Source organism: Nocardia sp. NPDC052112, from assembly GCF_040680135.1.
GTDB lineage: Bacteria > Actinomycetota > Actinomycetes > Mycobacteriales > Mycobacteriaceae > Nocardia.
On record NZ_JBFAWD010000020.1, the window covers coordinates 99279 to 111997 of the forward strand.

The window sequence follows — 12719 nt, forward strand, 5'->3', positions numbered from 1 at the left end:
GGAGATCTGGTTGGAGTGTCCTGGGAGGTGCGTTGCCAATGCTGTTGATATTCATCGTGCCCGTCCTGGCGGCGATTATCGCGGTGGCCATCTTCGTGATCGGGGATCGGCTGCGCCCGGATTCGTGGGTGTCGACCGAGGAGGAAGCGGCCGGGGCCCTGGTACTGGAACTGATCAACACGCTCTTTCTGGCGGTGGTCGCCTTCGTGGTGGTGATCTGCTGGCAGGAGTACGACAACGCGCGCAATCACACCGTTGCCGAGGCGAAGGCGCTGGTGGATACGTATTGGACCGCGCATTCCATGCCGGACCCGGAGCGCCGTGAGATCCAGGGCCTGGTACGGGATTACACCGATCAGGTGCTCACCCGGGAGTGGCCGGTCATGCAGGTGGATCGGCAGTTGAGTCAGCCCACCCAGGACACCTTCGACAGCCTGCGTGATGCTGTCGCGTCGGTGCATACGACGGATCCGGACGTCACCGATCTGCGCACCAGTGCGATGTCCAGTCTGGATGCGGCCGCTGACGCGCGTCAGGACCGGGCCATGGACGCGAGTTATCAGATGCCCGTATTCCTTTATGCGGCTTTGTGGTTCGGCACCGTGTTGCTGTTGTGTACCGGAGTGCTGTCGGGTGTTGAGGTCACCAAGCGCAGTGTGCTGATGAGCGCGCTGCTCGGTGTGGTCGTGGGTACGACGGTGCTGGCGATCTACAACCTCGACCGGCCGTTCTCCGGCGGCAACAGTGTTCCGAAGGACGCCTTCGAATATGCCATCTCCCGCTATGCGCACATCACCTGACGTGCCGCTCGAGACCTGCGCAGCTGCGACGGATGGGATACCGGCACCATGGCATTTGTTGTACGAACACGAAGGGCCGCACTGAGTTCGGCCGCGGCTACGGCGGTGCTGTTCTGTACGGGTGGGCCGGCGGCCGCTGATTCGCTGCTGCCCGAGTTGCCGGTTGTCGGCGATATCGCGACGGGGAGCACATCTTTCGACGCAATCGGAACCGGGAGTGCGGCCGCGGATCTCGGGACCGGTAGCGGTTCCTACGGTGGCGTGCTGGATCTCGAGCCGAGAAGTGCCGCCACCGGCGGCGCGCAACTCGCCACCGGCGGTGCAGCATCGGGTGGTGCGAAGCAGGATGCCGCGAGCGGCGCGGGTGGAATCGACAGTGGCGTCGATGACTCGGCCGCCGGCGGCCGTGCGGATGTGACGGCTGGTGCGGGCGATTCACTCGGCCTTGCCCCGGGCAGCGTCCAATCCGCCTGCACCGGCAGTGCCGTAATCGGCAGCGCGACAATACTGCTCGGTCTGGTGACCGGCAGTGGCGTATTCGGTCTCGGTTCGGTCGGCCCCGGTCTCATCGGCACCGGTTCGGTCGGTCCGACGGGATCCGGGCTCGGCAGCGTCGTCGTCGGCAGTGCGATGACCGGCAGCGCACTGCTGACCTGTCTGCTTCTACTCCCGGCCCCCGAACCCGCCGTGCCCGGCATGCCCCTCCAACTCGGCCCGTCGGCGCCCCCGCCACCGATACCGGCACCGGCCGCATCGGTCAGCCCACCGGAATTCGACCCCGCCGCACCGGCACTCGCGATCGCCCCGGAAACGCCGATCCGTACCACGCCCCATCGACCACCGGCTGCGGCGGCACCCGTCCCGGAAGATCCGATCGCGTGGAACCTGCTGGAACTGGTGACGATCATGGTGGTCACCGTCCTTACCGTGGTTCGCAAGATTGCTGTAGGGCGCAACAGGCGAGCCGAATGATGCCCGCGGGGGAGCACTGATCTGCTGAACCCGGGCGAATGCTTGCTCGAACGGCGGTTGGGGCTGCGCGTCTCATGAGTGTTGGCTATCATGACGGCGGACACGCAAGAACTGGTCTGGGGCAACGGATTTGGATCGTGAGCGGAACCGGCAGGCAGCTCATGACCGCACCACACGTGCTGCCCACGCGGGGCAGATCGGCGCGACTGAAGTCGTGCGGGCAGTTTGTTCGTAATCCGTTGTCATCAACCTGCCGAAGTTCGCAGCTGTGACGTAACCGAGGCCAGTGCTGGGTCTGCTCGATTGTCAACGTTCTTTAGTTTTCAAAAGTTCGGAGTTCATCTGTGGCAACGCACACACATCACCCGCCCGAATCACGGTCCTCGGTTGGCGGCTCACCGGGCATCGCGGCCGGGCCGCGCATCGTGATGTACACCCCCGAATTCGCCGCCGACCCACACCAGGCCTATGGGCGGATGCGCAAACAGTTCGGTTCACTGGTACCGGTGGATCTCGCCCCGGGCGTACCGGCCACGCTGGTGATCGGCTACTACACCGCGATCCGCATTCTGACCGATCCGGACCATTTCCCGGCGGACCCCCGGACCTGGGAGCGAAACATCCCGGCCGAGTGCCCGGTGCTCGGCATGATGAAGCGGCGGGAGAATGCCCTGCGCACCGACGGGCAGGAACACAAGCGCTATCGCGAGTCCACCAGCGCGGCAATCAATGACGTCGATCTGCTCGGCATGCACGCGGTGATCGAGCAGATCGCGATCCCGCTGATCAACAAGTTCTGTGCGGACGGGCACGCTGATGTGCTGCAACGCTACGTCTTCCCCGTGGTGTTCACCGCCGTGAACACCATGCTGGGCGTCGATTCCGATATCGGCGCGCGACTCGCGGCGGCGCTGGATGCCATGTTCGATGCCGGGGCCGATATCGGTGCGGGCGACCGCATGCTGCACGAGGCGCTGCGATTGCACATCGATCGCAAGCGGGAGGAGCCCGGTGCCGACATCACGACTCGATTGATGCGCCATCCGAGTGGTCTGACCGATGAGGAGGTGATTCAGCAGCTGGTGACGTATTACGCGGTCGGGGTCGAGCCGCTGGTCCACCTCATCGGCAATGCTTTGCGGCTGATGTTGACCGACGATCGGTTCGCCGCGGGCATGCACAGCGGTAGTCTCTCGACCCGCGACGCGCTCGATGAGGTGTTGTTCACCGACCCGCCGCTGGCGAACTACTGCATTTCCTACCCCCGCCAACCGGTTCTACTCAATGGCGTGTGGTTGCCCGCCCACCAGCCGGTCGTGATCAGCGTGGCGGCGTGCAACAGCGATCCGACCGTCAATGCCGTCGACGGCGTCGACCGTGATGGCAATCGTTCACATCTGGCCTTCAGTGCCGGACCACACATGTGCCCGGCACAAGACGCCGCGTATCTGATCGCCCAGGAGGCGATCGACCAACTTCTCGATGCCCTGCCCGAGATCGAATTGGCCGGTCCGGCCGCCGAACTCGGCTGGCGCACCGGGCCGTTCCACCGCGCGCTGACCGCGCTGCCGGTGGTCTTCCCGAAGTCCGCTCCGTTCCCGGAGTTTCCGCTGCCCTGAGATGTGCGTCCTGCCGCGCCGAGGGCCGAGATCGTCGATCTCGGCCCTCGCCATGGCGGCCGACACCTACATGACTTTCATCGGCGCGGCCGGTGTGAAGACAACCGGGAAGGCGGCCATCGCACGGTGGAAAGGACCCGGTCGCCAGACGAGCTGATCCTCGGGTATCCCGAGTTGGATATCGGGAAGTGCGTCGAAGAGTTGATCGATGGCGTACTGAACGGTCAGGTACGCAACGCCTTTGGCCGGGCAGTTGTGTGGACCGGCGCTCCACGCCAGGTGCGAGCGATTGCCGAGACGTGTTCCGTCGGCGTCTTCGTTGCCGCGGATCTCCGGGTCGTTATTGCAGCCGGTGAGGCTGATGACGACCGGTTGGTCCGCGGGCAACCAGATATCGTCGACCATGATCGGCTGGCGTGGGTAGGTTGTGCAGAAGTTCGCCATGGGGGGGTCGTTGAACAGAACTTCGTCGATCGCGGTGATGGTCGAGAGGTTTCGGCCGAGGACGTCCGCGCATTTGAATCGGTCGTCGGTGATCATCAGCAGCAGCGCATTCGTGATCAGGTTGCGCTGCGCTTCGAATCCGGCACCGTAGAAGCTCATCAGTTGCGCGAAGATTTCGATGTCGTCGAGCGCCGCCGGGTGGTGTGCCAGCCGTGAGGTGACATCGTCGCCGGGATGCTCGCGCTTGAGCTGGATCAGCTCCAGCAGGGCCTCCTTGAGCATCGCCATGCCCTGGGCGCTGCGGACTGTGTCGAAGCGCGCCGCCATACCGTTCGCGACCCGCTGCCCGATGTCGGGTGGGCAGCCGACCATGTGGTTCAGGACACCGAGGACGAGCGGGAACGCGTACTGGGTAACCAGATTGGCGTTCCCGGCCTTGCAGAAGGTGTTGATCAGCGGGATGGCGATCTGTTCGATGATCGAAGGCAGCCCGTGCACATCGATTCCGTCGATGCCCGCGACGGAGGCGTCTCGATAGCGGGCGTGGGTGGCCCCGTCGTTGTATCGCGCGGCCGGAAACCAGGCCATCATCGGCAGCACCGGGCAGTCCTCGGGGACGGTCCTCTGCCAGGTGCGGGGGTCGGCGGGAAAGTGGTTGGGGTCGTTCAGGATTCGCACTGCGGTCGAGTAGCCGATCACGAGCGTCGCGGGTACTCCGGGGGCCAACTCGATCGGAACCAGCGTGCCGTACTTACGCCGCATCTCGTCATAGGCGTAGTGCGGGTCGGCGACGAATTCCGCTGTGTACAGCGGAATCCGGTCTGCGGTGATGTTCGATGATCCGTGCTGAACGGGGCAAACGCCGGTCGTGGCGGTGTGCGGTTCGGACGTGGGGGAATGCGGTGTGGTCAAAGACGTTACTCCAAACGGTGGAACAGAATTCGACAAAGACTGAATCACTGGGCGCGGGCAGGTTCGGCGAACACGGTCAGCGGTGCGGTCGTCGAGCGTTCGAAACGACACACCTTTCGTAGGACCTTTACGGAACCTGGCGACTTGCCCACGCTAGCAACATAGCAACGGGCCGACAGCGATGCCGGGCGAACCTGGTTGCGACCCGGTCGGTTCGAGCGTGTCGTCGTCGACTATTCGACCCGACCGCCGATGGTCGAGTGGGTGACCGGCGCGGCTGGATCGGTCCGTGGCGTTTCGAACGCCCCGATCAGTCGCAGCAGCGGCGCCGTCATCGCCGTGGTCACCAACGCCATCACGACCAGTACCGAATACAGTTGTGAGCCAATGAGTCCCGTGCTGAGCCCGACGTTGAGTATGACGAGTTCGGTCAGGCCGCGGGTGTTCAGCAGGGCCGCCAGTGCCGCCGCCGACCGCGATGACAGACCGGTCAGCCGCCCGGCCACGTAGACGCTTCCGAGCTTGCCCGCGATGGCCACCACCATGATCACTACCAACTCGCCGATGGCGGCCCGGTCGATCGCCCCGAGATCGACCGCGAGCCCCGCCACGACGAAGAACCCGGGCAGTAGTACCAAGCTCAGAATCCGGGCACCGGATTCGACCGCCTCGCGTCGCGCGCGCGGGAACACCACGCCGAAGGCGAACGCACCGAATATCAAATGCAGTCCGATCCATTCGGTGATCGCGCCGAGCAGCAGCGCGCCGCCGACACCGACCACGATCATCGTCTGCTCGGTGCCCGCCGCGGCCAGCCGCGCCAATGCCGGACGTACGATCCACCACGTCACCGCGACCACGGGTACCAGCAGCCCCAGTCGCCACTGGCTGCCGGTTCCGGGGTGCGCGACGGCGAGCACGACGGCCAGCGCCGTCCAGGCGAAGATGTCGACCAGCGCCGCGCAGGCGAGGCTGAGCTGACCGATTCCGGTGCGCGTCAGCCCACGATCGTGCAGGATCCGGGCCAATACCGGAAATGCGGTCACCGCCAGCGCGCAGCCGACGAATAGCGTGAAACTCGGTAGGTCACCGGTACGGTGCCGCGCGAGCGCGGTCGCGGCAATGCCGCATCCCAGGACGAACGGCACGGCGTAGGCGGCCAGCGATACCGCCGGGATCGACCGACGGCTGTTGCCCGCGAATACACTGCGGTCGAGTTCCAACCCGGCGACGAACATGAACACCGCGACGCCCACATTGGCGAGCAGGGTCAGGTATGAGCGGATCTCGTGTGGAAACAGCATGTTCGACAGGTGCGGTCCCAGAACGGTCGGGCCCGCGAGTATTCCGGCGGTGATCTCCCCGATTACCGCGGGCTGGCCGACGCGCTCGGCCAGCCACCCCAAGATTCGGGCCGCTGCCATGATGAGGACGAGATCCATGAGGACCACGACGATTTGACTACTTTGCACTTGCTTCTCCCTCGCGATCGACGGGCGTGATCAGTGTGCCCACATCGCGTTCAGTGTGGTGATGACACAGTGCAAGGCCCGTGCGGTATCGATTCTGGTGTCGAGGCGACCGCGGGTTTCGCAGTCGAGGTGAAGGCCGGCCGGGGCGGTGCCCGTGATCCGACAGGCGCTGACGAATGCGCGGATCGCGGCGGTGGGTTCGTCGGCGTGCATCGGATCACACATCCAGCACACCGGGGTGCCGCATCGGGTGGCCGCCTCGAACAATGCGGGAAGTGCGGTGGCGGTACGGGTCCCGGACAGCGCCGGGATCAGTGTGAGCCGACCCGGCCGACGCGTGGGATTCAGGTATCGACATAGGAACTCGACATCGTCCGGTGTTGCGGTCGGGCCGAGCGTTACGGCCAGTGGGTTGCGGATCCCGGCGGCGAAGGACAGATGCTTGGACGTGAATTCGTGATTTCGGTTGCCGATCCACAGCAGTTGGGTCGAACGGTCCCACTCCTGCCGTGTCGGCCGACCTCGAGCCGCATCCGACTCGCAGGACCTGACCATGCGCGAGATATGGAGGGGCGCAATGGAACTGTACAGTTCACGGGAGGCTGTCGGTGCGTTCGCCGCCATGGGCAGCATCGCGGCGACCTCGACGAGCAGATCACGTGCCACCGACGCCGGGTAGCGGTCCGCGGCGCGGCGCAGCATGTCGACACAGCGTGCGATGGGTGGGTTCGCGACGCGCCAATTCTCGAGCTGTCCTGCGACCCGGGGGTATTCCGCCGGCTGTCGATTTCCAAAGGAAATATCGGAATCTGCTGGTGCCCCGCATGATTCGTCGTTATAACGCAATCGGCCGATGGTTGCGATCGGCATGTCGAGTCCGTGGTTCAGGACCGCGGCGGCACAGATTGCCAGCGCACGGCGGGCGGGCAGTGTCGCGACATCGACCGCGGCGGAGGTTTGGGCGCCGAGATGCACCACGAATGCCTGCCCCCGCGCCGCGGCGGCCAGATCGGCGGTGAGCGCCTCGCATTCGCGCGGCTGGACCAGCGTGGGCAGCGCTCGCGAACACGGCCCGTTGCCGTCCGGCGATTCGGTATCGCAGCCACCTCGGCGTGCTGTGGCGGGGTGGGACGGTTGCGATCGGGTGTATTCCGGTTCATCGGCCCAACTCAGATCCTCATCCGAGATGGGGGCATGTTCCGGCGGCACGACACTGGGATTGAATATCTCGCGGATATAGCACAGCGGCCGATGATCGCCGAGCATGATGACGTACGCCTTGGCCGCACAGACGCGACCATCGAGCCAACGCGTGACGCCCGCCCGAAGCACATGTCGTCGCTGGGATACACCCCGGGAGATCAAGCCGCGTCCGATCGGCACATGTACATCGTCGGCGCCGGAGGCGGCGGCCGGACCGCTCACGGCCACGACATAGTTCACCGATGCGGTCACCATGTCGGCATTGATCAGACATGAGCGGCGGACGATGACGCGGTCGGGACCGGCCAATCGCAAGGCGTCGGCGACGGTGGCAGGGAGTTGCGCGGCGGCGAGTTCGTCCTGGCGCAGCACCCGCACCTGGAGATCCGTGCCGAGTATGGCCTCGAGTCTCGGCTGGGTGAAACCGTCGGTGGCCAGCAGCATCCGGGTGAGCGGATGGTCGAATCGCGCGATCTGCTGTGTGGCTGTCCGGGAACCCGAACCACCGACCGAGGGGTCGCCCGGTGGTTCGGGGTCGGAGCGCGTGATAGTCATCGGGACCGACTCCGCGCTGTGGATTTCACGAAGACCGGACTAGTACGCGGTGGCGTCGGCCGCCTTCGGGGGTAGCACCGGACGCGCGATGGCCTCGACTTCGGCGGCGTCGCGGGGCCGCGTGGTCAGACCGAGTACCGGTTCGGTGGTAATCCGCACATCGTTCATCACCGTATCCGCCAGCGGATCACGCCAGTGGTCCCACACGACCGACATATCCAGGTGACCCATGTACTCGAGGTTGGCCGACTCCGCATGCAGTTTCGCGGTCTCGGAGAGCTCGGAGGCGATCGTGTCGGATGAGGTACGCACTTGCTCGCCCGAGGATTCGTCCACATCGGTGAGCCCGGCCATGATCCTGGTGAACGACACCTCCGGGGTGTCGCCATCGTGTGCCTCGGTGAGTTTGCTCGCGTGCGAGAAGTACTCGTCGGAACCGATGTACTTCTCGTACATTCGCGAGACCAATACCAGGAATCGGGAGTAGGCCCGCCGGGCACTGTCCTCGTAGAAGGCCATCGCGTCGGTCTCGCTCATTTCGCCACGCAGCGTGGTCGCGATCGCGGCCGCGGCGACGAGCCCGCCGTACGTCGCCAGATGGACACCGGTGGACAGCAGCGGATCGAGGAAGGCCGCCGAATCGCCGACGAGGGCATAGCCAGGACCGCTGAACCGATCGGACACATAGGAGTAGTCCTGCTCGGCCTTGACCTCGGCGACCTGCTCGGCGCCTTCGAGCAATGCGCTCATGGCCTTGCTGTCACGAATCGTGTTGTGGTAATAGGCATCTCGCCCCTGCTCGCGTAGTCGCTCGCCCGCCTTGCGTGCGGAAACCACATAGCCGACGCTGAATCGGCCATTGGACAGCGGGATATGCCAGAACCATCCACCCTCCGGAGTGGATACGACATTGATCGCGCCTTCGGGGCTGTCCGGGTGCAGGTGCGCGCCTTCCCAATACGACCACACCGCGACATTGCGGAAGGCCGGATGCTGCCGCCGCATATTGAAGCGCCGTTTGGCCAGCAGGCCGTATCGTCCCGAGGCGTCGACGAGAAAATCGAATTCGGTGGTCCGAGTGCGGTTGTCGCCGGGGCCGGTCCATTCGACGGCAACCGGACGGTCACCATCGAAGATTACGTTTTCGACGTTTGCGTTCTCGATCACCTGCGCGCCTTGGTCGGCCGCGTTGCGCAGCAGAATGTCGTCGAATGCGTCTCGCTCCACCTGGTAGGACCAGGCTTCGGCATCCACGAGCTGGGACCAGTCCAATAGCCAGTTATCGTGCTGCCACTGGAAATAGCCGCCTCGCTTGATCTGGAAGCCGTGCGCCGCGACCTTGTCGAACGCGCCGGAAAGACGCAGTGTCGACAGGCACGATGCGAGCATCGACTCGCCAATGTGATACCGCGGGAACGTATCTCGTTCCAGAAGTGTCACGCGTATTCCTGATCTGGCAAGCAGGGCCGCGGTTGTCGACCCTGCTGGGCCGCCACCGACAACGAGGACATGCGGATCGTTCGACATAGCACACTCCTTGGAACAGCGGACACCAACACGGACTGTGCGTCCACATCGGTAACCGAACCAATTCCGGTCCCACGGTGGTGGATCAACCCGGACGGAGCGTCGCCATTAGTTAGCCATCCGCGACGACGCCCCCGTCAGAGTGTAGCGGTAAGTATCGAATCATCAACCGCCAGAGTCGGTTTGGTGTACGCAGACAATTCGTGGTAATCGGTGTCCGAAGGGTAGCCGATACCCCGAACCGGACCTGCTCGCCGCACCGCCCCTGCAAAGCACGCCAGGGCAGGTGTCGGATTCGGCGGCGCGGTGTCCGCGGATGCATATCAGCGCAGCACTTTTCGTCGAGACCGTGCGCCGTGATCGGAGGGAGTCGCCTGGGCGTGACAGGCGAGGCTGTTCGGTGTCGTTTGGCATCACCCCGCTCTTCCGGCAAATTCAGAGTAAAGCCCAAACCGGGTCCGCGCGAGGGCGTTCGCAAAGTTGACTTCTGCGATTGGCGAGCTCCGTGCGGCGATCAACTCGCGGATTGCGCTGCGGTAGAGGCAATTTGCCTGGCCAGGGCACAGCAACGCGGGTGCGAACTCATCGAGTGCGCACCCGCGTCGGCTGATCGTGACCCCTACTCGGGCCTCTGTGCTCCGGCCCGTGCGATCGAGACCGTGGCCTCGGCGGCGTGCTGGGCGGTCTCGGGGGTGCACCGTCCGAGTCCGCATGCGGTGGCCACGCCGAAGGCATCGCGACCCAGCGCCGCCTCGAAAAGCGCACGCGCGCGGTCGCTGTCCTCGACGGAATCCGTGGAAACCACACCCGCGATCACGCGCCAGTCGGTGGCGAGTGATCGCAGAGGAGCGTAGAAGTGGGGTTCCAGTGGTGCGGGCTCGGAGCCGTACGCACACGGAATATGTACCGGAGGCAGTGGCACCTCTTGCCGATCCAGTAGTCGCGCAGTGCGATTGAGCAGTGTCACCGCGGGCGCCAGGCTGCGTGGGGCCAGCAGGCTCTTGTGCTGATAGTCGCCGTAGCACAGATGCACGGTGGTTTCCGCACCGATCTCGTGCAGCCGTCCGAGGACGCCGGCGAGCTGACGCGCCACCAGCGGGGCCAGCGCCCACCGCGAACCCAGTTGTGTCGCTTTGACCATGCTCAACAGCGCGAAGGGGGACTCCAGCTGCCACACGATGCGGTCGCCGTGCCGAGCGACTACGTCCGATACCTCCTGGACCACCGCTTCGGTGAACACCGGCAGCTGCCGCAACGCGGCGACCGCGAGATTGCCGTGCCGCAATGCCTTTCCGACCGGCAGTCCGCCGGATACGGCCGCACCCGCGAAGACGAACATTGCCAGATCCAGTGGATTCGGCAGGCTTATCTGCACTTTCGTCTCGGCCAACTCCGGCCGTTCGCGCTGCAAGGACTCGAAGGCCGCCACCACTTCACCGATGCGCTCGACCCGGTCCATCGACACATGCTGTGTTCCGAGCTCGCGGCCCGACCGGAGGCCGTAGCTGGGGAAGTCGCTGTAGTCGGCGTATCCGCCTGCCTCGACGATCTCGAAGACATCGGAATGCTGCTTGCGAGTCAGCAGGTAGTCCATGATCCAGTCGGGGTCCAGATCACAGGGCAATGCAGTGACCGGCGAGCCCGCCGTGCGGTCGGCGAACCATTGCAGGACAGCGCGATCACCTGTCATCAGGTCCGCGGGAAGACTGCCGACATAATGTGCGTACCTGGTCATAGGTGACCCCTTAAGGTTCGGAATACATACAAGCGGACAGACACTAGTGTCGCAGGTGTGCCGGACCACACAACTTCGACGTTTTCCGTTGTCACACTTGGAAATTCGGGAAGTTGACTCGATGTGGCGCCTCGGATCCGGTGCCGACGAGAGGTCAGGGTGAACCCTGATCTTCACCCGGATATCAGTGCTGAACTGGTGATTTATCGGTATCCGGCTGCCAGCATCGAAGTGTCGGATCGTCGGATGGCGGTTCGCCCGAGACCTTCTGGAGGCTGGCATGTTGTGGAAAATCATCGGTGTCGTAGCGGTCGTCTGGATCGCGCTCGCCATCATCGGTGCGTTGATCAAGGGGCTGTTCCCGATTCTGGTGATCAGCGCGGTCGTCTTCGGGCTGTACCTGCTGTACAAGGCGGTCGCGGGCTCGGACAACTCCACCGTGAGCAAGCTGTAGCGTCCGACCGCGGGCCCGCCGGGACTCCGGGCGCCGCGGTTTTCCAGAGGTGGGCCGTGCGCTGTACCGCGGACAGCGCACGGCCCATCCGTGTTCGGGGCATCTGCTTGAATGACTCGCGTGGAGCAGGTTCCCGAGGATTGGCGGCGCGGTCTCGTCATCGTGGCGCATCCGGACGATATCGAATACGGTGCGGCCGCGGCGGTGGCGCGCTGGACTGGGCAGGGCAAGGACATTCGCTACGTCCTGGTGACCTCCGGCGAGGCCGGGATCGCGGGCATGCCGCCCGCCGAGGCCGGACCGCTGCGCGAGGCCGAGGAGATCGCCGCCGCCAAGGTGGTCGGCGTGCACGAGGTGGAATTCCTCGGCTATCCGGACGGCCGCGTCGAAGAAACCCTCGGCTTGCGTCGTGACCTGGCCGCCGCGATTCGTCGCCATCGTCCGGAATTCGTGGTGCTGTTCAATTTCGGCGACATCTGGGCGCCCGGTTATGCGAACAGCGCCGACCATCGTGCGGTCGGCCGCGCCGCCCTCGACGCGATTTCGGATGCAGGCAACGAGTGGATATTTCCGGAACTCACCGAAGCTCCGTGGTCGCCCCGGCTGGCTGCGGTGGTCGGCCCGAGCGGCACGCACGCCGTCGACGTCACCGACACCATCGAGCAGGCCGCCGCCTCGCTGGCCGAACACCGCCGCTATCTCGAGGTGCTCAGCCCCGAGCCGGTTGCCGACCAGGTGCGGGCGATCGTCGACATGGCGACCGCCGCGAGGCCCGGCTTTCCCGCCGCCCGCGCGGTCGGTTTCGAGCTCTACTACTTCGGTTGATCGCTGTGACGACAGTCACATCGACCTCCGGCATCGAACCCGCTTTCACGAAAATGTTGCGGAAATCACGTCGACCGGTGACGACCGGCCCGGTCGCGGGTCGGACTGCTCGACGAATCGCCTTGTCGGTGATCGGCCGGTCATCTGCACTGATGCTGCGAATGCCGTTGTCACCGGGGGTCGATCAACAGCGGCGATTCC

Annotated in this window: 10 protein-coding genes; 5 read left to right on the forward strand and 5 right to left on the reverse strand. The window is 64.9% G+C overall.

Annotation, left to right across the window (positions count from 1 at the left end; all coding sequences use genetic code 11):
* Positions 1 to 38 precede the first annotated feature (38 nt).
* From AB0L58_RS31905 to AB0L58_RS31915, 3 genes are all read left to right on the forward strand, one after another.
* Positions 39 to 800: a DUF4239 domain-containing protein gene (locus tag AB0L58_RS31905; protein ID WP_364392523.1), complete on the forward strand. Its 762-nt coding sequence runs from the start codon at positions 39 to 41 to the stop codon at positions 798 to 800.
* A gap of 48 nt (positions 801 to 848) precedes the next feature.
* Entirely contained in the window at positions 849 to 1772 is a 924-nt protein-coding gene (locus AB0L58_RS31910; RefSeq protein WP_364392525.1) for a hypothetical protein, read from the forward strand.
* A 344-nt stretch (positions 1773 to 2116) separates the two neighbouring features.
* A complete protein-coding gene (locus AB0L58_RS31915) occupies positions 2117 to 3391 on the forward strand; it encodes a cytochrome P450 (RefSeq protein ID WP_364392528.1) in 1275 nt (424 codons plus the stop codon).
* 66 nt (positions 3392 to 3457) lie between these two features.
* Here AB0L58_RS31915 and AB0L58_RS31920 read toward each other — a convergent pair whose 3' ends face one another.
* From AB0L58_RS31920 to AB0L58_RS31940, 5 genes are all read right to left on the reverse strand, one after another.
* The gene (locus AB0L58_RS31920; protein ID WP_364392531.1) at positions 3458 to 4747 is read right to left on the reverse strand and encodes a cytochrome P450; all 1290 of its coding nucleotides are present in this window, start codon (positions 4745 to 4747) and stop codon (positions 3458 to 3460) included.
* Between the two features lie 233 nt (positions 4748 to 4980).
* Entirely contained in the window at positions 4981 to 6219 is a 1239-nt protein-coding gene (locus tag AB0L58_RS31925) for a cation:proton antiporter (protein ID WP_364392533.1), read from the reverse strand.
* 30 nt (positions 6220 to 6249) lie between these two features.
* Complete coding sequence (locus AB0L58_RS31930; protein WP_364392536.1) at positions 6250 to 7977, reverse strand: 3-deoxy-7-phosphoheptulonate synthase; 1728 nt, start codon at positions 7975 to 7977, stop codon at positions 6250 to 6252.
* A gap of 39 nt (positions 7978 to 8016) precedes the next feature.
* Positions 8017 to 9504: an NAD(P)/FAD-dependent oxidoreductase gene (locus AB0L58_RS31935; protein WP_364392538.1), complete on the reverse strand. Its 1488-nt coding sequence runs from the start codon at positions 9502 to 9504 to the stop codon at positions 8017 to 8019.
* 619 nt (positions 9505 to 10123) lie between these two features.
* On the reverse strand, positions 10124 to 11239 hold the full coding sequence (locus tag AB0L58_RS31940; protein WP_364392540.1) for a hypothetical protein: 1116 nt from the start codon (positions 11237 to 11239) through the stop codon (positions 10124 to 10126).
* A gap of 280 nt (positions 11240 to 11519) precedes the next feature.
* Between AB0L58_RS31940 and AB0L58_RS31945 the strand changes: the two genes are divergently transcribed.
* Complete coding sequence (locus tag AB0L58_RS31945; protein ID WP_169811369.1) at positions 11520 to 11693, forward strand: hypothetical protein; 174 nt, start codon at positions 11520 to 11522, stop codon at positions 11691 to 11693.
* Between the two features lie 120 nt (positions 11694 to 11813).
* A complete protein-coding gene (locus AB0L58_RS31950) occupies positions 11814 to 12518 on the forward strand; it encodes a PIG-L deacetylase family protein (RefSeq protein ID WP_364392542.1) in 705 nt (234 codons plus the stop codon).
* Positions 12519 to 12719 lie beyond the last annotated feature (201 nt).